Origin of the sequence: Lutimonas halocynthiae, assembly GCF_030409835.1 — a bacterium.
GTDB classification, from domain to species: domain Bacteria; phylum Bacteroidota; class Bacteroidia; order Flavobacteriales; family Flavobacteriaceae; genus Lutimonas; species Lutimonas halocynthiae.
On the sequence record NZ_JAUFQO010000001.1, the window covers coordinates 105,609 to 131,308 of the forward strand.

A 25,700-nucleotide genomic window follows, 5' to 3' on the forward strand; every position below is an offset into this window, starting at 1 on the left:
AAAATTAGTGATTCATAACCTGGAATTATAATAATGAAAGAATTCAAATGATTTCATAAGGCTGGGACTCGATTTTACTTCAACAAACCTAACCTTAAAAACATGATAAATAAATTTATAACCCTCTTCATTCTCTTATTGTTGCTGTCTAATGTGATGAATGGCCAAACAGAAAAGCAACAGAACAAGGAGGATAAAAAAGCAAGAAAAGATTCTATTAAGGCTGTTAAAGTGGCCGAAGGCCGTTCGTTGATATCACCCTTGCTGGTTCCGGGATATACGCCTGAATTAGGAGCTTTGCTGGCAGTTGGAGGTTTATGGAGTTTTAAAACCGATCGAGATGATGATGAAATTCAACGGTCATCCATGCCTTTTACGCTTTCTTATACATCAACTGGGGCAGTCGTTTTTAATGCAAAACCAACCACATTCTGGTTAAAGGACAAATTGAGGATAACCGCCGATCTTTGGTATAAGAATATGCCTGACAATTATTGGGGCGTAGGAGCTGAAAATGCAATTAATACGCAGCAAAGTGATAGCACTACTGCTTACCAAAGGGAATGGTGGTGGATTAACCCACAGTTTTTGTATCAATTCAAAGAAAATTATTTTGCCGGACTAAATGTAGATTACAATTATACCAAAGGATCAGATCCAAGTGAAGGTGTTGCGGAAGATCCAAATTACCAAGTCTTTAATGACCGACCGCTCAATTCTGGATTAGGACTAATTCTTAGGCATGACAGCAGGGATATTCCGGTAAATGCCTGGGAAGGGTTTTACCTGGATGTATCGGCAACTGCTTATTCGACAGCCTTTGGAGGTGATAATGACTACCAGATTTTTTTAATTGATTATCGACAATATGAGCAAGTAGGTAAGCCCGGACAAACAATGACCTGGCAGGTTAAAGCCAGATTGGGTAATGGAGACATCCCTTATGGAGAAATGGGTCAACTGGGTAATCCTTTTGATTTGCGTGGATATACCTGGGGAAGGTTCAGAGACAAGAGCCTATTTTTCGTGATGCCTGAGTATAGGCATACATTTTATAAAAATGACGGAAAGATTAGTAAGCATGGAGCTGTAGCATGGGTAGGAACAGGTACCGTCTGGGATTTTGACAAAGTCGATTCTCAAAACATGGAATGGCTGCCAAATTTCGGGGTTGGTTATCGCTTTGAATTACAACCTCGTATGAATTTAAGATTAGACGTTGGTATTGGTCAGGAATCTTCTGGTATTTACTTCAACTTTAATGAATCTTTTTAAATCACAAATTGTTCAATGCCTCAAAGTTCTAACAAATATCGTTTTTTTAAAATTTACCTAAGCATTGCAGTCATTGGGTCTTGTTCCTTGGATTTGTTTGGACAAGTATCTCCATTTCAAAGTGGAGCTTATTTGCCAGGGATTATTGGCGTTAGAGATTATTCCTATCCGGAATTTAAGGGCATTACACTTGTTGACTACAACTTAGGAATAAATGCCAATGAGCTTACGGATCAAAACGGTGACCCACTGTCTCTTGATCAAAACTTTCCTGGACTAGATTCTCCAAATTTAGAAGTGGCTGCTTCTGGTTATATAAACAGCCTGATGATGAGTTACACTTCAGAGCCAATAAAATTTCTTGGAAATGCCAGATATATGGGGTGGATCAACCCAAGCTTTGTAACGGTCAATGTTCGGGTAAAAAATTTCTCTGCAACAAATTCTGATATTTTAATTCAGGCTGGTGATTCAGGTTTTGGAGATTTAAATATAGCACCACTTTATTTATCCTGGCGGTTGGAGAAATTTGATATCACTGCTGGTTATTTATTTACAGTTCCTACTGGTCGGTATGAAGCCGAAGCAGATGACAACATCGGAGTGGGATTTTGGTCGCATTCCTTTCAGGCCGTTGCTTATTATTATTTAGCAGATAAAGCAACAGCATTCATGTTATCCCCTACATATGAAATTCATGGTAAAATCAAGGATTCTGATGCCAAACCCGGGTCAAGGTTTGCTTTGGAATACGGTATTAGTCAATACTTCTCTGAAAGGTTTGAAGTAACCGTGCAAGGTGGGCATGCATGGCAAATTGGAGATGACACAGGAGATGATATCTATTGGGACGCATCTTATAAAGATCAACTTAGTACGGTGGGTATAGGTCTTGGATATTGGCTTGTTTCAAACAGGTTCTATGGTAACTTGAAAGGATCAACGACCTATTTGACCAAACAACATTTTAACGCTAATGCAATTCAATTGCAATTAATATATACAATACCATTTAATTAAATATTTTGAATATAATTATTAACCTAAATAAAAAACAATGAAAAAAATTAATTTACTCTTGAGCTTATTGCTCTTAGTAGCATTTTCTATAAATGCTCAAAAATCAAAAAAGCCAAATATTTTGGTCATCATGGGGGATGATGTTGGAATCCCTAATTTAAGTACCTATGGCCAAGGAATGATGGGTTATCAAACACCAAACATTGATCAAATTGCCAATGAAGGAGTAAAGTTTACTGATTATTATGGCGAGCAAAGTTGTACAGCAGGAAGATCTGCTTTTATTACGGGGCAGCACATCATCAGAACCGGACTTTCAAAAGTTGGCCTTCCGGGCGCACCAGTTGGAATACAGGATCAAACGGCTACTTTGGGCGAAATGTTGAAAGCCTTAGGTTATGCCACCGGCCAATTCGGTAAAAATCACTTTGGCGATCAGGATCGATTCTTGCCTACTAAACATGGATTTGACGAATTCTTTGGAAACTTATACCATCTTAATGCAGAGGAAGAGCCAGAGTCTGAAAACTGGCCAGCTGATGATGGAAATGGACGGGTACCAAGACCCAGAGGTGTCATAAAATCTTTGGCGGATGGTCCTATTCAAGATACTGGGCCTCTAACAAAGAAGAGAATGGAAACAGTTGATCAGGAATTTATGGCAGCAGCTTTCGATTTTATGGAAAGAAAAACAAAAGAAGGTACGCCTTGGTTTACATGGATGAACACTACTGGAATGCATTTTTGGACACATATTGATGATGAGTGGAAAGGAAAGTCAGGTTTAAATGCATACGCTGATGGAATGTTACGTTTAGATGACGTGGTTGGAAAATTTTTATTAAAACTAAAAGAATTAGGGGTTGATGAAAACACCATAGTAATTTTCACAACGGATAACGGAGTTCATCAAGCTACCTGGCCTGATGCAGGTGTAACATGGTTTCATGGTGAAAAAACAACCAACTGGGAAGGTGGATTTAGAGTGCCCGCTATGGCGAGCTTTCCTGAAAGATATGGTATTAAACCCGGAACTATTATCAATGATGTCACTTCACATTTAGATTGGGTACCAACCTTACTTGCTGCTGCAGGGGGGTCTGATATTCCAAATAAACTAAAAGCAGGCACCTTCCAATCAAATGGTAAAACCTTTAAAAATCATTTGGACGGACACAATATGTTACCTTTATGGAGCGGTCAAACCGAAAAGAATCCGAGAGAATACTTTATCTACGGAACAGATGCTGCAGAAATTTCAGCCATTAGATTTGGTGATCGATGGAAGGCAATGTATATGGAGCAAAAAGCCATTGGTCAAGAGGTCTGGATTTATAAATTAGAATCTTTAAAAGCCCCTTTACTGTTTGATTTAAGAATGGACCCTTTCGAAAAGGCAAGAGAAACCAATTCTTATCAAGACTGGTATGCACGAAATATCTTTATGTTTGGATGGGCAGGAAGTTATGTCGTGGAATTCAAGAAAACGTTTAAAGAATTTCCTCCGGCACAAGCTCCAGCAACCTGGAATGTTACTGAGATGAATTAAAGATTTCAATTTGTATCATGAATTAAAAGGCCTTATTTTCAAGAATAAGGTCTTTTAAAATTTAAAATGATGTGCCTATCGAGTCAAACTGACGCTATAGACAACTTTTTTATTTTAGAAATTTGTATTAAATATTAATTTACCAACACCTCTAATATGACCACAGCAAGTGATATTTTCAAAACAACAAGATTTCAAGAAATAGTTGGCACAATGGCCAAATACGGATTGGCTGACTGGCTTCAAAATGCAAAAATAGAATCTATTAGCGATTATTTAAAAACATCTTCAGGGAAGGATATCAGAAACTTTAGCAAGCCCGAAAGAGTAAGACTGGCCTTGACTGAACTGGGTACAACCTTTATTAAATTTGGTCAAATACTAAGTACGAGATCAGATCTTATCGGAACAGAACTTGCTCTAGAATTAAGTCAGTTGCAATCAGACACCCAGGCTGACGGAATCGCAAAAGTCAGGAAACGTATTAAAAAGGAATTCGGTGTTAAGAAGATAGATGAAATATTTGCCACTTTCACAACCAAACCCATCGCTTCAGCAAGCATCGCACAGGTGCATATGGCCAGTTTAAACACAGGCGAAAATGTTGTTGTAAAAGTGATGCATGAAGGTATTGAAGAAACAGTACTTGAAGATCTTAAAATCTTAGAGAAACTTTCAAAGTTAGCACAGAAACATGGTGGAGCAATCAAATATGCACAACCCGAACTTTTGGTGAAATTGTTCAACAAGACCATGAAGGATGAATTAGATTTTAGAAAAGAGCTTAATAATATTGAAACCTTTAGGAATAACTTTTCAGAAGATAACAGGGTTGAATTTCCCTTAACTTTTCCTGAAAAATCTGGCAGAACGGTATTAACAATGTCTTTCTTAGAAGGCAAGTCTTTAAGCAAAGTTAAAGAATTGGATTGGTCAGCTGAGCAAAAATCAAATTTCGCAGAAGAGAGTGCCGACGTTTTTATGGAAATGATGTTCAGGGATTTATTTTATCACGCGGATCCACATCCAGGAAATTTACTCATCCAACCAACGGGAAAACTAGGCGTTATTGATTGTGGAATGGTTAATAAACTAGATGGGAAAAGTCAAAAAACATTCGAAGAGCTGATTATTGGCGTAGCAGAAAAAGACGCTGAACACATTAAAAATACGATTTTAGGAATGTGTACATTCCCAAACGGGGTTGATTATGATACCCTTACTTTTCAAATAGACGAATTTATTCAACGGTTTTTAAGCCTTCCATTAAATGAATTTGATATGAGTGAGGCCATTAAAGAAGTTACCGGAATTATTCAACAGCATCGTATCACAATCCCTGCTAACATGTCAAATTTATTGAGGGTAGTAACATTGCTAGAAGGTTCGTCCAGATTATTAAATCCTGATTTCAACATTGCTGTCCTTTTCGAAAAGTACCAAGTTAAGATCATGCAAAGAAGATATGCTCCCGATGTGATGATCAAGAAAATTGCTAAAAATATGCATCAATGGCAACATGTTGCAGAATCTCTTCCAAAAGCAATTGATAAAGCAATTCACAAAATAGGTAGTGATAATTTCCAAATAAATATGGAGCATAGAAACCTTGAGAAATCAGTCAATAGAATTGTCATGGGGCTTATTTCAGCTGCGATATTTCTTGGTTCTTCCGTTTTGATGGCTTTTAAAGTACCCCCCACAATTGATGGAAACTCTGTCATAGGGATCATTGGACTAATATTTGCATCCATTCTTGCGATCAGCCTGATTATTCAAATTCAAAAGGAAAATAAAAGTTGATTTAAGACAAAAAGATTCATTGGCTATGGCTAATGTTCACTTCAAGCTGAGCCCTCCAAAGGCGGGTAAACTTTGAAAACCAAAAATAATAATCGCTTCACTTCGCTCCAAAAAGAAAGCGAGCTTCCGAAATAAAAAAGAACAACAAACTTATTTTTGGTGGGATTCATTGACTAACGTCAATGTTCCCTTCAAGCTACGCCCTCCAAAGGCGGGTAAACCAACCTTCGGCGGGTAAACTATACTGCAAGTCAGGGCTTCACTATATCCGTCCAGTTGCTGTGAAGCCCTGACTAAGAAAGGTTTTCCAAATTATATTTTTATAAAAGTGAAAGAAAGCGAGCTTCTCAAATAAAAAAGAACAACAAACTTATTTTTGGCGGGATTCATTGGTTTCACCAATGTTCCCTTCAAGCTACGCCCTCCATAGGCGGGTAAACTTTGAAAACCAAAAATAATAATCGCTTCGCTTCGCTCCAAAAAGAAAGCGAGCTTCTCAAATAAAAAAGAACAACAAACTTATTTTTGGCGGGATTCATTGGTTTCACCAATGTTCCCTTCAAGCTACGCCCTCCATAGGCGGGTAAACTTTGAAAACCAAAAAAAATGAACAATTCACTTACTTCTGAAAAAAAAAGCGAGCTTTCTTTTCAGAAGCCCGCTCTTGTTCAACCATTTTTTTTGGTTTGTTGTACCTTGGGTGGGAATCGAACCCACACGATCTTGCAATCACTGGATTTTGAATCCACTGTCTATCAATATGTTAACAATTTCAGTGCACGGTTGATAACTACTTAATCCAAAATTGTAGGTACAACGGTAGGTACAATTATCTTTATGTTAAAATCAATAATTATGGCATCAGTAACATATAGATTACGTGGAGGTAAAACACTGTATTGCAGGTTTATAAATGGTAGAGAAACAACTATAACACTCCGGTTACCCTTTAAAATAAATCCTCTAGAATGGTCTCAGAAAAAACAACAAATTAAATCCGTAGGTACAGAATATCAGATTGAAATCAATAATAAACTCATAGAGTATAAGACCTTTCTTTTAAACGAATCAGCTATAGCGATTGCTAATGGTCAACGAATTGATATCGTTTTGATAAAGCATTTACATAACCAATTTTTTAACCCTCCAGTACCAACCGAAGACTACACCTTCTATCAGTATATAGAAAAATACATATCAATTAAAGGAAGAAATAAGCATTTAGACTCTCTAAAATATTGGATAAATAAAGCTGAAAATGTAAAACTATTAGAAGTTAATTACAACTGGATTCAAAACTTTGCAGATTCTAAATTTAAAGATGGTTATGCGGAAAGTACCATTGGAAAGCAAGTCCAACTCATCAAAAATGTTATAAAATTTGCTGAACAAAACAATGTGAAAATAAATAGTAATATCTATGACTTTAAAGCCCCTTCCCCAAAGTCCCTTAACACCTATTTAAACAGCCAAGAGCTTGAATTGATATTCAACTATAATTGTAAAACCGAAAGGCTTGAAAACGTAAGAAGACTTTTTTTAGTTGGATGCACTACTGGGTTAAGAGTTTCAGATTTAATGAAAATTAAAAACTTCCCTATAAATGATAATTTCATTGAAATAACTTCCCAAAAGACTAACCAACCGTTACTTATTCCTATTGACCCAAGAGTCAAAGACTATATTCCAACCTTACGCCCTTTATCACATCCTGTTTTCAATAGATATATTAAAGAGTTATGTGAATTAGCAAAGATTAATAAGCCTATTAAAGGTTATGCAAGAGGAAAAGGTAACAAACGACTATTAGGTGTCTACCCAAAATTTAAGCTTATAACGTCTCATACTATGAGGAGGTCATTTGCTTCAAATCTTTATGGAAAAGTCCCTACAGTGGTTATTATGGCTATTACAGGGCATACTACAGAGAAGAGTTTCCTGACATATATCAAAAAACCTCAACGTGATTTTGCTGAAAGATTGAAGGAATATTATTTTGAAAAAGAAGAGGGGGAGAGACGGATTGCATAAATTTTACAGTCTTAATCCCAATAAAATCAAAGGCTCAGTATATCGGTATTCATAAAAAAAAGAAGTCAGTTTCTTTATTTTTCCTTGTGATGGTAATCTGAGCTATTGCCTATACTCATTGTTGCCTTTAGTTATTTCATGTTTACTTATTAAAATCATTCTGCACAAAAGTATTGAGTAAATGATGATTTCCACCAAGCTAAAAATTCATTTCATTCAACGCTTTTTTGATTCTGAATGAGAATCGGAAATATTATAAAACCTTTTAGTCATACTCTTAAAAACAAGAAATTGCGAAAAACCTAAAAATAAAGACATTGGAATTAAAGCAATAGGTATTTTCAATCCATAATTCTGAAATTGTCTTTCTGAATTAACTATTACATTTTCTTTTTCATCAAATGTAGCCAAATCGTTATGATCTTTTTCCCAATAGAAATACATTAAAATGTTTAGGCAGATATAAATAATCAATGATATGATTAAAGAGGATTTTATTTTATTACTAAAAAATTTATTCAGCATTTCATTTTTTCATTAAAGATTATTTTTTGGTAATTAATGGCAACGGTGTGGATATGAGCAGTAGCTCTCCCCCAATGTTGATTTATTTCTATTTGTTTATTCTTACTTTGATTTTAGTTGTGTTACGAATTGAAGCTATTGCTTATATGCGTTGTTGGCAAACGTTTTTTAACTCCAATCAACATTCAGTTTTTTCAATTCAATTTTAAGCTCTTCAAGAGATCTCTCATCAATTAAGTCAATATTGATTGTTAGTTTCTTTGTTTCTGATTTTAGAATATATTCTCCCGCGAAATGTTTGATTTGTTTAATTTCCTTTAAGTTCATTTCCTTTCCTAACGGCCAATTTTGCTTAATTACTCCATTCTTAATTGTTAAGTATTTTCTATTTTTTTGATTAAAATATAATGCAAAATAGACCCCTGACAGCACAAACCAAGCATAATTAAATGGATTTGAATCTTCAATAAAAATCGCCTGAACTGCACCGAATATTAGCCAAACAACTCCTAAAATCAGATTACTATTTACTATCTTTTTTCTGTAACGTATTTTCATTGTTTAATGTTTGCCAACTAGTTAATAAACGCTATATAGTGTTTATCTGCAATTACAATCACCCTCTGCTATCCCTTGTTATCATTTAGTTTAGATTCAATTAAAACTTCAAAAAGGCTTTTAATATTTGCAATAAAAAACTGACCTGAACATTTTATCAGTCGATTTAGAGAGTACTAAAAGTATGATAATTATTCCTGAATTTTAAGAATCAAATATACTAATTCGCATATGAATGATGCATGACATATATCAACTCCAATCTTAATTTTGAATGCTTTAAATATAATTGTACTGTTATGTTTTACCCCCGCTCGAGAAGAGCGTTATATTACTACATGCCAAACTACTTTCCATGGCTTCATCAACTTCCTCCATCTAAATCACAATTAAATAGACAATACTTATAACGGAGAGGGGCGTTAATAAGAAAATGGGTGTAAGTGACTGAAATACTGCAAATAAAGGACTGAATATTGGCTAAAAAGGGGGTTGAATTTCCTTAATCGCTCTTTTTGGCTTTTTTACATTTCTTTATTGTATTGATAATGTGCGATTTACAAATCATGTGAAACCAAATATACCGAGCTCCTTTAATCCTTTATTCAATCATTTAAACATCCTATCATTTTAGTAACTAATAAATAAGCATATCGTATGCGCTCCTTTAAGGATTATATATAAAGAATCGGTTCTTTACCAGAATCGAACCTAATCAATAGAATAAGGTGTTTCCGAATATAATTAGGTTTTTTGTGCCAACCAATGTACCAACATTCTTTATTTATTAGGAATTTTGATTAATTCTCAAAAAAAATGATGACTACACAATGTATATGGATTTTTTCTCGTTTAAGTAGGTAAGCGTTCATTGCATTTATATTTCTTCAATAATGTAGAAATTAATATGAGAGCATTGCATTAAAGCAATGACTAATCTTGAGCAGTTAATGCTAATAGAAATAAAATATTAATTTAAAAACATTAGAAGAATGAAAAAGAAAATTACACATGTATCAAAAAAAGGATTTAATCAAAGCTCTAAAATTATTGCCTATAAATTGGGAATCAATGCTTCCATTATTTTAAGTAATTTAATCTACAAACACAATTACTGGTACGATGAAAACAAATTAAAAAATATTGACGGGGAGTATTATTTCTACATCACTTATATCAATTTACAAGCTGAAACGACTCTTAATCAGTCTGCAATCAAAAAGGCTATCAAAGCATTGAAAAATGCTGACTTAATTAATGTCAAAAGAAAGGGAGTCCCTGCAACTAATCATTATTGTCTAAATCAAAAAGCTATTGACAACTTTGAATCCAAGTATGAATTTGAATACCTGTCTTGGATAGAAACTATAAATAATAGTGCCAAAAAAGATAGAAATAGATTTACTTATCAAAGTAAAATTAAAAGGTCAAGTCAAACTTTAGCTTCTTCTCTAAAAAATGTTACAGAAGATTCGGAAATGGCAATGATTAGTCAAATAAGAAATGCCATGGGTCAGGAAACTCATTTTTCAGGACTAAACTAAAATGACTTTTTAAGACTTAAATGTATTCCAGTTGGTAATTTTTACCCTATCTCTTATTTATTATAGTATTATTTATTTCTTGTTATTAGTTACAGTTAAATAATTAAAATCTAGATGTATAAATTTCAACTAACTGAGAGTAAAATTTAGTCTTAAATCGGCAACCTTTAATTAGACTTATTGAATAGACTCTAGTTTATTATTCTATTCTCAAATAAGTTCTTTGAAAAATTTCATAAATCAAAAATTCCATGCTATGATTAATATTATAACCACAGAAATATATCGAACTCAATTCACAAAAGAAGGAAAAACCTCATCAATCGAAACCTACAAAGATATCTTAGGCTATGAAGGTCATTATCAAATTTCCAACTTAGGAAATATCAAATCCTTAAAAAGGAATTGTGAAAATGTACTAAGTCCCAGTGTTGATAATACAAAAGGATATTATCGCATTTGTTTATACAAAAAGGGCAAAAGAAAATCCTATTATGTGCATCAACTTGTAGCGATTGCCTTTTTAAATCATGTTCCTAATGGAAATGGTCTTGTCGTAGACCATATAAACAATGATAAATCCAATAACAAGGAAGACAACCTTCAAATCATTTCAAATCGAGAGAACCTCTCTAAAGACAAATGGAGACATAATCCGTCAAGTTCTTATATTGGTGTCTCCTTGCATCTATTAAAGAAAAAATGGGAGTCTCGTATTGAAGTAAATGGAACATCCCATCATCTAGGGTCATTCAAAAAAGAATATGAAGCAGGGTTAGAATATTATATGGCTTTGAAACATATAAATAACCACTCAAATCTAGAAGACTTCAATTTTAAACCTAAAAGAAAAGGTAAATTTGTTCATATTGGTAAGACACAGCTAGAAATGAACTTCTGTTAATTCTAAACGATTCCAGAAGCAAAAAGTTATTAACAAGGAGGTAGGTACAACGGTAGGTACAGAACATAAAAAAAGTCACCTAACAAATTGAATGTTAAGTGACTGATTATGAGCTTTGTACCTTGGGTGGGAATCGAACCCACACGATCTTGCAATCACTGGATTTTGAATCCAGCGCGTCTACCAATTCCGCCACCAAGGCCTATTCTAGTAGTCCTATTAAGAATAGCAATGTGTTTCTTCAAAATAGGGATGCAAATATAATCTTTTTGTTCAAAATTGCATACATTTTTTCAGGTATTTCATTTCAAAACTATGGCAGTATTTCAAGTCTTAAATCTATAGTTTAATCAAAATAATTAATTAATTTTGCATACGCAATAATTCACACAAAATCCTTAAAAACAAATCTTTATGCAATCTGAATCACTAACACCAAAAATTTTCGCTTCTTCACAAAGTAAAGTATTAGCCGAAAAAATTGCTGAGGCCTATGGTATGCATCTCGGAAATGTTAGAAAAACGATGTTTAGCGACGGTGAATTTCAAGTTTGTTTTGAAGAATCGATTAGAGGAAGAAGAATATTCTTGATAGGCTCGACAAATCCTCCTAATGACAATTTAATGGAAATGCTGTTAATGATAGACGCTGCAAAAAGAGCTTCTGCCAGACATATTACAGCAGTTATGCCCTATTTCGGATGGGCTCGTCAGGATAGAAAAGACCAACCTCGTGTACCTATTGCTGCCAAAATGGTTGCCAAAATTCTACAAGCTGCTGGCGCAACAAGAGTAATGACAATGGATTTACACGCTGATCAAATTCAAGGATTTTTTGAAATCCCTGTGGATCATTTGTTTGCATCTACCATCTTTTTACCTCATGTTGAAGCTATGAATCTTGACAATATTACCATCGCTTCACCTGATATGGGTGGTTCTAAAAGAGCCTATGCCTATTCCAAGTTTCTTAAATGCGAAGTAGTGATTTGCTACAAACAAAGAAAAAAGGCAAATGTGATAGATACCATGGAAGTAATTGGGAATGTTGAAGGTAGAAATGTGATCCTTGTAGATGACATGGTTGACACTGCCGGAACCTTAACAAAAGCCGCAAATATTATGATGGAAAGAGGTGCTATTAGCGTTAGAGCGATAACAACGCATGCAATTCTTTCAGGAAAAGCTTATGAAAGGATAGAAAGCTCTGATTTAAAGGAACTTATAGTCACTGATACGGTGCCATTAAAACAACAGAGTTCTAAGATAAAAGTTGTAACTTGCGCCCCTTTATTTGCGGATGTGATGAAGATGGTTCAGTCCAATACATCGATCAGCGGTAAATTTATAATGTAAACTAAATAAATATAAAATAATGAAATCGATTACAATCAAAGGATCTAAAAGAGAAAGCGTGGGCAAGGTATCTACCAAAGCCTTACGTAATGCTGGAAAGGTTCCTTGCGTATTATACGGAGGAGACCAAGCATTGCATTTTGCAGCAGATGAACTAGCGTTCAGCAAATTGGTATATACTCCAAATGTATATACTGCAACGATTGAACTTGAAAGTGGTGAAAAATTGAAAGCAATTTTACAAGACATTCAATTCCATCCAGTTTCTGATAAAATTCTACACGTAGATTTTTATGAGTTATCTGAAGACAAAGAAGTTACTATGGACATTCCATTAAGACTTATTGGAAATTCTCCAGGTGTATTGCTAGGTGGAAACTTACGTAACCCTTTTAGAACATTAAGAGTAAAAGCAATTCCATCAAAATTGCCTGACTTTATTAATGCAGATATTTCTGAGATACAAATCGGAGATAAATTAACAGTTGCCGATCTTTCTACAGGTGATTTCGCAATTCTTCATCCTGACAATACAGTTGTTGTTCAGGTTAGAGTTTCTCGTCTTGCTGTTGAATCAGAAGATGAAGACGACGATGCTGAAGGAGAAGTTGCTGAAGGAGCAGAAGGAGAAGCTAGTGCAGAAGCTGCACCAGCCGCTGAATAAATCTCAACTTATCAGTTATAAAAAAGCTTTCCATAATTCGGAAAGCTTTTTTTTTATCTTTACAATATGAATTTCTTACAAAAACTAAGGTTTGTTTTTGAATCAAAAAATAATATTGAACCAGACATGAAAAAATACCTAATTGTTGGTCTTGGTAATATTGGCGAGAAATATCACAATACCCGTCATAATATTGGTTTCAGCGTATTAGACTCACTTGCTAAAAAGGAGCAAATTACATTTGAGACCAAAAAGCTTGGTGACATTGCCCGTTTCAGATATAAGGGAAGAACCTTCATCCTTTTGAAACCCAGCACCTTTATGAATCTCAGTGGAAAAGCACTTCATTATTGGCAAAAAATTGAGAACATCCCTCTTGAAAATGTTCTGGTTATTACCGATGATTTAAATCTTCCTTTCGGGACTTTAAGACTCAAGGCAAAAGGCAGTGCAGGAGGCCATAACGGTTTGACCAATATCAATGAAGTCATACAAACCCAAAACTATGCGCGATTGCGTTTTGGTATTGGCAGTGAATATGGCAAAGGACGACAAATAGATTACGTTTTAGGCCAGTGGGACAAAGAAGAACAAGAAATCTTAAATGACCGAATAGACAAATGCACCAAAGCAGTTACCTCCTTCGCTTTGGCTGGTTTGGCGAATACTATGAATACTTTTAATGGGAAGTGATGTTGGTTTCTCAAAGTGAGAAACTTTATTTTTGATGCCCCAAAAACGAGCTATACTTGCTTCGTGGCAGATGGATTCATTAAAAAACAAATTTTTTGATATTGTTTTTGTTCTTTTGCCTTGATGCAAAAGAACGAAAAGATCAAGGCTGATTTTATTTTCCTGTGCATCTCTTTAATAATTTTTGGCCAACGCAGCCTAAGTCGTTTCACTCGAAGGCTGCTACCTCTCGCCCTTCTAAAATTATCAGGATGCAATACGGAAAACAAAATAGGCCGCCTCGGATATATAGTAAAACCGTTGATCGGATCGAAGCTTTTGCGTCAGTGTAGTTGTAAAAGCGCGTAAAGAATTTTTGAAACCCTGCCTGTCGGCAGACAGGCTTGGAAAAAATTTAGCGCTTTGATAACGGTTTTTAGGCGTTCGATAGAAAAGCCTAAAAAACACCTCGTAAAAGTTACCTCCTTTTTTTTGGTTCGTTTTTTTTGGAGGAGCAAAAAAAGATGAACAAGTAATAATATTATATCCTTTTTATTTGATAAAGGAAAAAGGGGAAGAAATAAAATATCGCTATTCATCATTACAATCAAAAACCCCTAAATTAGACTAGAAATCATAGCGATAAAATTCAATACCTCTATTGAATTGAAATACTACTATAATAAAAGACAACATAAATGACGCTACAAAAAAAATATTTTAACATCCTTTTCCCAATTCTTCTACTTATATCATTCAATAGTTTCAGTCAAGAAACAGCACTTGAGGAGTTTTCAAAAGAAACACTACTAAGTGCAGCAAGGGATATCATAAAAGATGCTGGTGTTTGTGCCTTGATCACTTTAGACGAGCAGGGGCTTCCTTCTACAAGGGTAATGGATCCATTTCTTCCAGAAGATGATTTCACGGTTTGGCTTGGCACCAATCCACATAGCAGAAAGGTGAAACAAATAAAAAGTAATTCAAAAGTGACCTTGTATTATTTGGATAAAAATTCTTCGGGATATGTGGTGATTCAAGGAACCGCCTCTTTAGTAAATGATCAGGCAAGTAAAGACAAGTGGTGGAAAACTGAATGGGATGCCTTCTATCCAAATAACACAGATGCCTTTCAATTGATAAAAATTTCTCCTGAAAGGCTCGAAGTTATTAGCTATACCCACAATATTATAGGTGATCCTAAAACATGGGAAGTCCCTGTCGTGATCTTTAAATAAATGAAATCGTTTTTCTCTCGAACGGTTCTACTCCACCGTAACCGATTTGGCTAAATTTCTTGGTTGATCTACATTACAATTACGCATTACCGCAATATGATATGATAACAACTGCAATGGAATCGTTGTCAATAAAGGTGAAAACGCTTCTACCGTTTCTGGAATCTCGATTACGTGGTCAGCTATCTTTTTTACGGTAACATCACCTTCGGTTACAATGGCGATAATTTTACCTTTTCTTGACTTTATCTCTTGAATATTGCTCACTACTTTTTCGTAATGACCTTTATTTGTAGCGATTACCACAACTGGCATTCTATCATCAATCAAAGCAATCGGACCATGCTTCATTTCCGCTGCAGGATATCCTTCGGCGTGTATATATGAAATCTCCTTTAATTTTAATGCGCCTTCTAAGGCTACCGGAAAATTAAAACCTCTACCTAAATACAAACAGTTGGTTGAAAGCATGTACTCTTTGGCAATGTCTCTAACGCGATCGTCAATACTTAATAGTTGCTGCACTTTTGCCGGAATTAATTCCAACTCTTGTAAATGCATTCTATAATCAGCGCTTGACATAGTCCCTTTAGCTCTTGCCAACCTCAATCCCATTAATAACAATAATGTGATCTGCGTTGTAAAAGCTTTTGTTGATGCAACACCAATCTCAGGTCCTGCATGTGTATAAGCACCTGAATCATTTTCTCTTGAAATTGAAGAGCCAACTACATTACAAATACCAAATACAAATGCCCCTTTAGATCTTGCCAGCTTAATAGCAGCCAAAGTATCTGCTGTTTCTCCTGACTGAGAAATGGCAATCACAATATCCTTCTCAGAAATCACTGGGTTTCTGTATCTAAATTCCGAAGCATATTCTACTTCAACAGGAATCCTGGCAAATTCTTCAAATATATATTCACCAACAAGACCAGCGTGCCAAGATGTTCCGCAAGCCACTATAATGATTCTATCAGCATTAAGAAAACGCTTCATATTGTTCTCTAACCCGGATAATTTGATAATACCTTCATCAACGAGCATACGTCCTCTGAAAGTGTCTATAATCGCTCTTGGTTGCTCGTGTATCTCCTTCAGCATAAAATGCTCATAGCCTCCTTTTTCAATCTCCTCCAAATTCATTTTTAACTGCTGAATATTGGTGTCAATCAAAACATCATCCTTAATCTTTCTGACTTTTACTTCTCTACCCTTTTTGATGATAGCCATTTCTTCATCTTCAAGGTATATGGCGTCTTTGGTATATTCAAGAAATGGAGAAGCATCTGAAGCAATAAAAAATTCCTGAAAATCTTTACCTATTCCAATGGCAATAGGGCTTCCTAATTTGGCGACTACTATTTCATCCGGCTTAGTTTTATCAAAAACAGCAATCGCATATGCTCCGATTACCTGGTTTAATGCAATTTGAACTGCCTTTCCTAATTTGACGTCTTCTGTCGTTTTGATTTCTTCTATCAAATTGATCAAAACTTCAGTATCTGTATCGCTATGAAATGTATAACCCCTGCTGATCAATTCTTGTTTTATGGTATCATAATTTTCAATGATTCCATTGTGCACGATCACTAAATCACCTGATTGAGAAGTATGTGGATGTGAGTTAAGGTCATTTGGTATACCATGAGTTGCCCAACGAGTATGGCCTATGCCAATAGTTCCGTTTTCAGAGATTTCTTCTTGAACTCTTTCTTCTAAACTTGACACTTTCCCTTTGGTTTTTGCCAGATTCACCTGATTTCCATCAAACAACATCACACCGGCGCTGTCATAGCCCCTGTATTCTAACCTTTTTAAACCATTCATGATAATCGGATAGGCTTCACGATAGCCTATATAACCTGTAATTCCACACATTCTATTTGAGTATTAAAATATTATACAAAACGCAAATCCTGACAACTTATTATCTAGGGTGAGAATTCCTAAAAATTGTCAGGATCTAAATTTTGACGAATTTAGATAATTATTCCGAATAAAATATTTCCAATTTTATCCTTTTTGCGTCATCCGCTGGTAAATTTCCGTGTAAAACGACACCTTTAGGAATATAATTCCATTTCTGAATAATAGTGTCAATATTTTGAGTATTCAGTTCGTCCGTAGCAACACTATTTTTAAGTGCCAATTTAGAAAGTGCAACGGGCTCGTCTCCTTTAATCATCTTAGTAAGATAATCAGTAATTCTAAATTTGTAATAATCTGGATTCCCTTCATCATCATAAACCAGCCTTCCACCAAATACTTCAGGGCCAAATCTAAAATTATAAAAATCATTAATCATTGAATCAAAATCATATTTATATAGGTACAGCCTATCCGGAACAACACTTTGTTCTCCATCTACATAAAAAACCAAATTCGCTTCGTTAATAAGTAAACTCTGTTGTCTTAAAAAATCAAGTGTTTCATCATCAAACATGTCAATGATTACTTCAGAACCAGCGGCTCCCTGAACGTACAAACTGCTTTCTCCATTTTCAGTATCTGGATTAAATAAAGCTTCTTCTACTTTTGAACCAGCATAAGACCTTTCATAATAACCAGTACTAACGCCACCAAAAGAGTAAATTTGTCTTTGCTTTGTCTTTACTATTACATCCGACTCTCCTGTTACACCGTTATTATTAAGATCTTCATCTGCACCTTCAGTAGTTAAAACGTCATTCGTATAATAAATACTCATTGATCCATTAAAGGCTGGTATGTTAATCAGCGATCCATCAAAACCATCTGCATCTATATATAAGCCTCTAAAATACCGAACAAAATTATCGTTACTTAGAAAATCCGAAGGATTGTTATGGTTAATAAATCGTTCCGTAAAAAACTGCTCATCCAGATCAAACTTCATCGATGGTGATGAATTGGGTGATTGAATCGTATCTATATCGTCAACAGTACTTGGGTCACCATCTAAATACCTTCTTTCAACATACAAAACTGTATCATTTCTATTGGGTTTGAACATGCCCTCATGTAACTTGTCATTTTTAACATATTCTTTATCAGAATAATACTTATTTGACTGCGTCGGATCGTCAGGATCCAGTGAATTCAAAAAAGTTCCTAATTCAAATACGGCAATTGAAAACTCCAGGTCTTGATTTCCATAAATAGAGTCTAAACTAAAGTTTGGAACCTGAATGGTATCACCGTCATCATCCAATATTGGTGCTCCAGATATCGGATCTACCGCATCCTGGTCACCATCTCTTGTAGAAAAGTATGGGATGTCGAGTACTACCCGATCGATTATAGCATTATCCCCAAAATCAGCGCCAAAGGTTGGCAAATATACTTGCGATATTTGGTCACTTTTTAACGTTCCAAAGTTGGAGTTGCTATTAACACCCAATAAATACAATGGGTTGTATGAAGGGTCGTTATTATCGACCCTAGATGAATCGATATTCCGATGATATGCAACTACCTCAAGAATCGTATCCCCTATATTAAAGGGTCTTTGACCCGTAAGATCTACTCCAATATCTTCGAGATCTTGTTCACATGAAATTATTCCTAATAAAAATATGATTCCTACACCAATATTTCTAAAAATGGCAAATTTTTTAGATGACATAAATTATTCTTGAATGTTAAAGCAATATTTATAAAACTTTATTGAGATAAAAGTCGGAATACGCTTCGGTAAATCCTTCTATCGGTTGGTAGTCGAGTACAGGAATGTCAAGTTTGTCTATCGCCGCAGAGAGATCATCATTTAGTTCTTCACTCCCTTTAATAACAGCGTCAGAGTTTTCCATGGCAATTTTGACAAAACTATCACCATTTCCTTTCGAAAATGACCCTAATTTATCCTCGGAAATCTGATCAAACTTAATCTTATTAATCAGTCCCTGACCATCTAAAACACCTGCATTTTGGTAATTAAATGCCGAAGTGACGATCTTGCTATCTGCAAATAAAGGATCGTTTTTGTAATATTCTCTTAAATATAGTGGTAGCAAAGAAGCCATCCATCCATGAATATGAATAATATCAGGAGACCAATTTAATTTTTTTACCGTCTCTACAACACCCTTGGCAAAAAATATTGCTCTTTCGTCATTGTCAGCGAAAAGGTTTCCTTCTTCATCATAAAAAACTGCTTTTCTTTTGAAATACTCTTCGTTATCGATAAAATAAACTTGCATTCTTTCTTTAGGAAGTGAAGCAACTTTAATGATCAATGGCATATCCATGTCATTGATTATCAAGTTCATACCAGACAATCTTATTACTTCATGCAACTGATGTCTCCTTTCATTGATCACTCCAAATCTCGGCATGAACATCCTTATTTGCGCACCTTGATGATGCATTTCCTTTGGAACTTCAAATGCCATTTTTGACACTTCAGTTTCGGGTAAATAGGGGGTTAATTCAGACGAAATATAAAGGATTCTCTTATCTTTCATTTATCATTCTATTTTGGATCGGTGCAAAATTACGAAATTATATGCGAAATTCGAATTAAAATCTTAAGTTTGAGGCTCCAATTAACAATATTTAACAGCAAAATGGAGGTTTTCAAAACCATAAAATCTCTTCAGCAATCATTATCTCTTAAAGATGACCATTTAACTTTAGGATTAGTACCTACTATGGGTGCGCTTCACGAAGGCCATCTTTCAATAGTAAGGAGAGCCAAGGAAGAAAATAATTTGGTTGTTGTGAGCATTTTTGTCAATCCTACTCAGTTCGATAAAAAAGAGGATTTAATCAATTACCCAAGTACAATTGACGCCGATCTTGAGGCCTTAGAATCATTGGGTTGCGATTATGTATTCACCCCAACTGTTGAAGAAGTATACCAAGGGGATACGCGATCTGAAGCATTTAGTTTTGACGGACTCGATAGCGTGATGGAGGGTAAACACAGACAAGGTCACTTTGACGGAGTAGCTACTATTGTTAAAAAACTATTTCAGATCACCAAGCCGGATAAAGCATATTTCGGAGAAAAAGATTATCAACAACTTTTGATTATAAAGAAAATGGTTGATTTAGAATCTATTCCGATTGTCATCGTTCCTGTTCAAATTTATAGAGAAATAGATGGTTTGGCAATGAGCTCAAGAAACACAAGACTTACTGAAAATCAACGCAATGCAGCTCCTGAAATTTACCAGACTTTATTAAAAAGCAAAAAAATATTTAACAATAATGATCTTGACAGTGTTAAAAGTTTTGTTAAAAATGAGTTTATACAAAACAAGGACCTTCAATTAGAATATTTTGAAGTAGCTGATACAGAGTCGCTTAGAATCGCCACAGAAATCTTGCCTCATAAAAAATACAGAGGGTTTATCGCGGTTTTTGCCGGGTCGATCAGATTAATAGACAATATCGCTCTAAATTGAGTAACTTTGCACGGTTAAAATTCTAAGCAAAAAATGAATATTGAAGTTGTAAAATCAAAAATACATCGTGTAAGAATTACAGGGTCTGATTTGAACTATATTGGAAGCATCACAATCGATGAAGATCTTATGGATGCGGCTAATATTATTGAAGGAGAAAAAGTGCACATTGTTAATATAAACAATGGTGAAAGACTAATAACTTATGCTATTAAAGGAGAGAGACAAAGTGGTGATATAGTCCTTAACGGGCCAGCCGCTAGAAAAGTAGCTAAAGATGATATTATCATTATCATATCTTATGCTATGCTTGAATTTGAGGAAGCCAAATTGTTCAAGCCTTCTATCATTTTTCCGAATGAAAAAGATAATTCATTGACATAGTTTTTGAAAATCAATTCTAAAAAGATCATTTTTACCTTACTCCCTATTGCTTTGGGGGTTTTTCTCATTTGGTATTCTCTTTCAAAATTGAAGCCCAACGATATAGAAGCTATTAAAACTTCTTTTAAAACTGCTAACTATTGGTGGGTTGCCTGCTCTTTATTCTTAGGAATTCTAAGTCACTTGTCGCGGGCATACCGATGGCAATTTATGCTTGATCCTCTTGGATACAAACCCAAGTTTGCGAATAATGTTATGGCTGTTTTGGTTGCCTATCTGGTAAATTTAATCGTTCCTCGAGCCGGAGAAATTGCAAGAGCTACGACTGTAGCAAAATATGAAAACATACCATTTGAAAAAGCATTTGGAACCATCGTATCTGAGAGAGTAGCGGATGCCATCATGTTATTAAGTATTATGGCACTGGCTTTTGTATATCAAACAGAGCTTCTTTCGAGTTACCTATTTAGTAAGGAAGATTCTGGAACGGGCTATACTTGGTACATTCTGGGAATTCTGGGAATAGCTGGAGCGATATTTATATGGGTTCTAAGGAAATCTAAGAATCCTATGGTCCTAAAAATTCAGACTTTTATTCAGGGCTTGATTCAAGGCGTCATTAGTATATTTAGGATGAAAAAGAAATGGGCCTTTATCTTCCATACGGTCTTTATTTGGGTTATGTATGTCTTAATGTTTTACGTCGTGACCTTTGCATTACCAGAAACGACTCATTTAGCCTTTGGAGCCATTATTGTTGGTTTTGTAGTTGGAGGCCTAAGTATGGCATTAACCAATGGAGGTCTGGGTACCTACCCTATCTTTGTGGCCAGCGCGCTGACACTTTATGGAATTGATGAAAACCCGGCTCTGGCCTTTGGCTGGATTATGTGGACGGCTCAAACAATGATGGTACTTTTCTTTGGTGGCTTGTCATTCTTGATTCTACCGATTTATAATAAAGACAGAGCGTAGCCATTTTTAGAAAACTTGAATATTTGATTCATACAATGCATAAATTCTATAGTAACGGAAAATTATTGTTAAGCGGTGAATACCTGATTCTTGATGGTGCCAAAGGCTTAGCACTTCCTACACTGTATGGACAAGAGTTAAATGTAGAGAGAACTGAGCGGGAAAACACACTGAGCTGGACGAGTATTGATGAAAAAGGAGCCGTCTGGTTTAAAGCGCAATACAGCCTGCCAGAACTGACACTTTTAAGTTTCGACGGAGATAGAAAAGTGGCTGAAACCCTTCAGAAGATCCTTTTGCAGGCAAAAATAACAAATACAGCCTTTTTGAATGATGCGAATGGTATTCAAGTAACTACTAAATTGTCTTTCTCCAGAAACTGGGGCTTAGGAACTTCTTCTACACTTATCAATAATATTGCCCAATGGGCCAAGGTCGATGCTTTTGACCTTTTATTCAACAGCTTTGGAGGCAGTGGTTATGACATCGCCTGTGCGCAGCATGATCAAGCCATTACTTACCAACTTAAAGACAATACTCCTTCAATTGAAACAGTAGTTTTTGACCCTTCATTCAAAGACCAGCTTTATTTTGTTCATCTCAATAAAAAACAGATAAGCAGTGAGAGTATCAAAGCTTATAAAAGCAATAAGTTTGATGAAAAAGCTGTTCAAAGAATTACGGAGATTTCAAAGAGTCTTTTAATAGCAAACACGCTTTCTGATTTCAATGCGCTTTTGAAGGAACATGAATCAATCTTATCATTAATTCTAAAAGAACAAACAATACAGCAAAGGCTTTTTTCAGATTTTAAAGGGCAAATTAAAAGTTTGGGGGCCTGGGGTGGTGATTTTATTCTTGCCACTGGTGACCATACAACAACTGATTATTTTAGCTTAAAGGGGTATCAAACTGTTATTCCTTATGCATCGATGATAAAAACAATATGACAGATTCTAAAGAAGTAATTATTATTGGAGGAGGCGCAGCTGGTTTCTTTGCAGCCATAAATATGGCTGAATCTAATCCTGATTTAAAAGTTACTATTTTAGAAAAAAGTGGGAAAGTGCTTCAAAAAGTTAAGGTTTCAGGTGGAGGAAGATGTAATGTGACCCATGGCTGTTTTGATCCAAAAGAACTTATTGAGTTTTACCCACGAGGTAAAAAAGAATTACTCGGCCCGTTTCATTCTTTTATGACAGGTGACACCATTGAATGGTTTGAGAGAAAGGGTGTCCCTCTAAAAATTGAAGACGATCTTAGGATGTTTCCTGAATCAAACTCATCACAAACTATTTTAGATTGTTTTACTGAAAGTGCTGAGCAGGCAGGTGTAAAAGTCATGCTGAATGAAAACGTAATGAAAATTAGTAAAGCCGACGAGCAATTCATTATTGAAACTAAGAATGCACATTTCAAAGCTGACTGCTTACTCATTGCGTCTGGAGGGAATTCTAAAATCTGGGAGATTATCAAAAGCCTCGGGCATAAGATTATCGAACCTGTTCCCTCTCTGTTTACATTTAATATAAAGGATCCTATTCTTGAAGATATTCCAGGCATATCGGTACCTGATGCACATATCAGTATTGAAAGCGGACTTTACGAAAGTAACGGCCCTCTTTTGATCACCCATTGGGGGCTCAGTGGGCCAGGGATTTTAAAATTATCTTCACTTGCCGCGATTCATTTAGCGCGATTGAAGTATCAGTTTTCAGTGACTGTTAATTGGCTCAATGTGCCATATTCAGATGTATTAGAACATCTAAAAGCCCAAAAAAATCATAGCCCAAAAAAGAATGTGCTTCTTAAATCTTGTTTTGAACAAATTTCTAAACGACTTTGGTCAAAGCTTGTCAATTCAGCCAAAATAAATTCAAATCAAAATTGGTCAGATCTTTCTAATAAGCAGTTAGAAAATCTTGCTGAAAAACTCACCAAAACAGAATTCACCTCACACGGAAAAACAACCTTCAAAGAGGAGTTTGTAACAGCTGGAGGGGTAGATCTAAAAGAGATTAATTTTAAACGTTATGAAAGTCGTATACTCCACAACTTGTTTTTTGCGGGTGAGGTGCTCAATATAGACGGATTAACTGGAGGGTTCAATTTTCAAAATGCCTGGACTGGAGGATATATTGCCGCCAAAGCTATTGCCGATCAATAGATTATGATTGTTAGGTCTTTTTGTTATATTTATAGAAATCAAAAAACCTAATCATGCTTACACAATCTTTTCGCATCTTATGCTGCATTTTATTTCTGAATAGTTCACTCTTTGCCCAAGAAAATGCCTTGGCGAAAATTAATACTGAAGGGTTTCAAAATTCTCAAGTATTTCAACTTGTTGAAGAATTATCTGATTCTTACGGACCAAGACTTACAGGGACACGTCAGTATTATAGCGCTGCGCAATGGGCAAAAATAAAATTGGAAAGCTGGGGTCTCAATAAAGTTGAACTAGAACCTTATTGTGACGACTGTTTAGGTTGGGATCTTAAATCATTCAATATTGAGGTAACAGACCCTTCGTATATAAAGATTGAGGCTTATCCTTACGCCTGGACAAAAGATTCCCAGGGTGCTCAAGAAACTGAAATCATATTTATTGAGAATGTTAATGATCTGGAACAGGTTAAAAAAAATTGGGGAGGAAAGTTAAAGGGAAAAACGGTGCTTTTGGGTAAAAATATCCCAAAACTCAAAGGCTCAACATCTGGTAATAACATTATGTTAGATCCACTAAGCTCAAGACATTCAGAAGAGGAATTAACAGAAGCTGAGGGTAGTTTAGTTCCTAATCCAGATAATCCTTTAGGTCCATCTATGGGTAATGTATCCTTGCCCCAAATGCTTGCTTTTATGGATAAATTTCTAGCTTCAGAACGACCTTTGTTTGAATTTCTTGAAAAAGAAGGCACCTTAGCTGCCTTAGGAACAACAAACCTTCATCCGGGTATATTGCACCCAAGTGGAACATATAATAATAGAGAAGGTCAAAAACAAGGAATCCCATACTTTGCTATTTCCGTTGACGATTTTGGAAGGATTAGTCGCATGATCAAAAAAGGCACCACCCCGAAAGTAAAGTTTCATTTGGATTCTGAATTATACCTTGAACCTGAAAATAATGTAAATATTATTGGAGAAATTACCGGGTCAGATCCCAAATTAAAAAATGAAATTGTTATGATTGGTGCCCATTTTGACACCTGGCACGCGTCTTCAGGTGCTACTGACAATGGTGCAGGTAGTGCCGTCATGATGGAAGTAATGAGAATTCTAAAAGCCTCGGGCGTAAAACCCAAACGAACTATCAGAATTGGTTTATGGGGAGGTGAAGAACAAGGCTATATTGGTTCTTTAGCCTATGCCGAAAATCATTTTGGAAAGGTAGCTGATGATAAATTTAAAAAAGAATCGGAGCAGGTTTCAGTATACCTCAATATGGATAATGGAGCCGGTATGATGAAAGGTATATATCTTCAGGGGAATGAAGCAGTAAGACCTGTTTTTAAAGAGCTTCTCAAACCTTATGCCAGATTGGGAGTCGATCATCTAACAATTCAAAACACGAACTTTACAGATCATGACGTATTTAATCACTATAATATTCCTGCCTTTCAAATTATTCAGGACCCCTTGAATTATCAATCGGTTACCCATCATACCAATATGGATGTATTGGAATATGTCCCTGAGAAAGACCTCATGGTCAATGCAACTGTTTTGGCAGGATTGGTATATCAAATTGCACAACGTCCTGAAAAACTACCTCGCAAGCGTTAGGATTAAAGATTATTTTGAATGGA

At 35.4% G+C, this 25,700-nt stretch carries 21 protein-coding genes and 1 tRNA gene; 17 read left to right on the forward strand and 5 right to left on the reverse strand.

Annotation, left to right across the window (positions count from 1 at the left end):
- Positions 1 to 102 precede the first annotated feature (102 nt).
- The 5 genes from QWY87_RS00465 to QWY87_RS00485 all read left to right on the forward strand — a co-directional run bounded on the left by QWY87_RS00465 (position 103) and on the right by QWY87_RS00485 (position 7,678).
- A complete protein-coding gene (locus QWY87_RS00465) occupies positions 103 to 1,275 on the forward strand; it encodes a BamA/TamA family outer membrane protein (RefSeq protein ID WP_290287289.1) in 1,173 nt (390 codons plus the stop codon).
- A 15-nt stretch (positions 1,276 to 1,290) separates the two neighbouring features.
- Positions 1,291 to 2,295 (forward strand): SphA family protein, encoded by a 1,005-nt coding sequence (locus tag QWY87_RS00470; protein ID WP_290287290.1) that lies wholly within the window; start codon positions 1,291 to 1,293, stop codon positions 2,293 to 2,295.
- 37 nt (positions 2,296 to 2,332) lie between these two features.
- Complete coding sequence (locus QWY87_RS00475) at positions 2,333 to 3,844, forward strand: arylsulfatase (protein ID WP_290287291.1); 1,512 nt, start codon at positions 2,333 to 2,335, stop codon at positions 3,842 to 3,844.
- Between the two features lie 156 nt (positions 3,845 to 4,000).
- Positions 4,001 to 5,647, forward strand: a complete 1,647-nt coding sequence (locus tag QWY87_RS00480) for an ABC1 kinase family protein (RefSeq protein WP_290287293.1) — start codon at positions 4,001 to 4,003, stop codon at positions 5,645 to 5,647.
- An 855-nt stretch (positions 5,648 to 6,502) separates the two neighbouring features.
- Positions 6,503 to 7,678, forward strand: a complete 1,176-nt coding sequence (locus QWY87_RS00485; RefSeq protein WP_290287295.1) for a tyrosine-type recombinase/integrase — start codon at positions 6,503 to 6,505, stop codon at positions 7,676 to 7,678.
- A gap of 693 nt (positions 7,679 to 8,371) precedes the next feature.
- Here QWY87_RS00485 and QWY87_RS00490 read toward each other — a convergent pair.
- On the reverse strand, positions 8,372 to 8,761 hold the full coding sequence (locus tag QWY87_RS00490) for a hypothetical protein (RefSeq protein WP_290287297.1): 390 nt from the start codon (positions 8,759 to 8,761) through the stop codon (positions 8,372 to 8,374).
- Between the two features lie 992 nt (positions 8,762 to 9,753).
- Between QWY87_RS00490 and QWY87_RS00495 the strand changes: the two genes are divergently transcribed.
- Positions 9,754 to 10,305: a hypothetical protein gene (locus QWY87_RS00495; RefSeq protein WP_290287299.1), complete on the forward strand. Its 552-nt coding sequence runs from the start codon at positions 9,754 to 9,756 to the stop codon at positions 10,303 to 10,305.
- A 256-nt stretch (positions 10,306 to 10,561) separates the two neighbouring features.
- The gene (locus QWY87_RS00500) at positions 10,562 to 11,209 is read left to right on the forward strand and encodes an NUMOD4 motif-containing HNH endonuclease (protein WP_290287301.1); all 648 of its coding nucleotides are present in this window, start codon (positions 10,562 to 10,564) and stop codon (positions 11,207 to 11,209) included.
- A 118-nt stretch (positions 11,210 to 11,327) separates the two neighbouring features.
- Here the strand turns inward: QWY87_RS00500 and QWY87_RS00505 are convergent.
- A tRNA-Leu gene (locus tag QWY87_RS00505) sits at positions 11,328 to 11,411 on the reverse strand.
- 212 nt (positions 11,412 to 11,623) lie between these two features.
- On the opposite strand from QWY87_RS00505, the gene QWY87_RS00510 reads away from it, so the two are divergent.
- The 4 genes from QWY87_RS00510 (at position 11,624) to QWY87_RS00525 (ending at position 15,139) form a co-directional block, all read left to right on the forward strand.
- Entirely contained in the window at positions 11,624 to 12,565 is a 942-nt protein-coding gene (locus tag QWY87_RS00510) for a ribose-phosphate pyrophosphokinase (protein WP_290287303.1), read from the forward strand.
- Positions 12,566 to 12,584: 19 nt separating this feature from the next.
- Positions 12,585 to 13,229 carry a 50S ribosomal protein L25/general stress protein Ctc gene (locus QWY87_RS00515; protein WP_290287305.1) on the forward strand — a complete coding sequence of 215 codons (645 nt, stop codon included), beginning with the start codon at positions 12,585 to 12,587 and terminating at the stop codon, positions 13,227 to 13,229.
- Between the two features lie 126 nt (positions 13,230 to 13,355).
- On the forward strand, positions 13,356 to 13,922 hold the full coding sequence (pth, locus tag QWY87_RS00520; protein WP_290287307.1) for an aminoacyl-tRNA hydrolase: 567 nt from the start codon (positions 13,356 to 13,358) through the stop codon (positions 13,920 to 13,922).
- Between the two features lie 677 nt (positions 13,923 to 14,599).
- Entirely contained in the window at positions 14,600 to 15,139 is a 540-nt protein-coding gene (locus tag QWY87_RS00525; protein WP_290287309.1) for a pyridoxamine 5'-phosphate oxidase family protein, read from the forward strand.
- A gap of 27 nt (positions 15,140 to 15,166) precedes the next feature.
- Here the strand turns inward: QWY87_RS00525 and glmS are convergent, their stop codons facing one another.
- The 3 genes from glmS to QWY87_RS00540 form a co-directional block, all read right to left on the reverse strand.
- A complete protein-coding gene (gene glmS, locus QWY87_RS00530) occupies positions 15,167 to 17,020 on the reverse strand; it encodes a glutamine--fructose-6-phosphate transaminase (isomerizing) (RefSeq protein WP_290287311.1) in 1,854 nt (617 codons plus the stop codon).
- 109 nt (positions 17,021 to 17,129) lie between these two features.
- On the reverse strand, positions 17,130 to 18,746 hold the full coding sequence (locus QWY87_RS00535) for a DUF4270 domain-containing protein (RefSeq protein WP_290287314.1): 1,617 nt from the start codon (positions 18,744 to 18,746) through the stop codon (positions 17,130 to 17,132).
- Positions 18,747 to 18,774: 28 nt separating this feature from the next.
- Complete coding sequence (locus tag QWY87_RS00540) at positions 18,775 to 19,584, reverse strand: glycogen/starch synthase (protein WP_290287315.1); 810 nt, start codon at positions 19,582 to 19,584, stop codon at positions 18,775 to 18,777.
- Between the two features lie 102 nt (positions 19,585 to 19,686).
- Here QWY87_RS00540 and panC point away from each other — a divergent pair, with 102 nt between their 5' ends.
- The 6 genes from panC to QWY87_RS00570 are packed head-to-tail and all read left to right on the forward strand — an operon-like array spanning position 19,687 to position 25,677.
- Positions 19,687 to 20,529 (forward strand): pantoate--beta-alanine ligase, encoded by an 843-nt coding sequence (gene panC / locus QWY87_RS00545; RefSeq protein ID WP_290287317.1) that lies wholly within the window; start codon positions 19,687 to 19,689, stop codon positions 20,527 to 20,529.
- A 33-nt stretch (positions 20,530 to 20,562) separates the two neighbouring features.
- On the forward strand, positions 20,563 to 20,913 hold the full coding sequence (gene panD, locus QWY87_RS00550) for an aspartate 1-decarboxylase (protein ID WP_290287319.1): 351 nt from the start codon (positions 20,563 to 20,565) through the stop codon (positions 20,911 to 20,913).
- A 3-nt stretch (positions 20,914 to 20,916) separates the two neighbouring features.
- The gene (locus QWY87_RS00555; protein WP_353959138.1) at positions 20,917 to 21,888 is read left to right on the forward strand and encodes a lysylphosphatidylglycerol synthase transmembrane domain-containing protein; all 972 of its coding nucleotides are present in this window, start codon (positions 20,917 to 20,919) and stop codon (positions 21,886 to 21,888) included.
- 35 nt (positions 21,889 to 21,923) lie between these two features.
- Complete coding sequence (locus tag QWY87_RS00560) at positions 21,924 to 22,838, forward strand: GYDIA family GHMP kinase (RefSeq protein WP_290287321.1); 915 nt, start codon at positions 21,924 to 21,926, stop codon at positions 22,836 to 22,838.
- The gene (locus tag QWY87_RS00565) at positions 22,835 to 24,055 is read left to right on the forward strand and encodes a BaiN/RdsA family NAD(P)/FAD-dependent oxidoreductase (RefSeq protein WP_290287323.1); all 1,221 of its coding nucleotides are present in this window, start codon (positions 22,835 to 22,837) and stop codon (positions 24,053 to 24,055) included. The genes QWY87_RS00560 and QWY87_RS00565 overlap by 4 nt, the downstream gene beginning before the upstream one ends.
- Before the next feature lie 53 nt (positions 24,056 to 24,108).
- Positions 24,109 to 25,677: a M20/M25/M40 family metallo-hydrolase gene (locus tag QWY87_RS00570; RefSeq protein WP_290287325.1), complete on the forward strand. Its 1,569-nt coding sequence runs from the start codon at positions 24,109 to 24,111 to the stop codon at positions 25,675 to 25,677.
- Positions 25,678 to 25,700 lie beyond the last annotated feature (23 nt).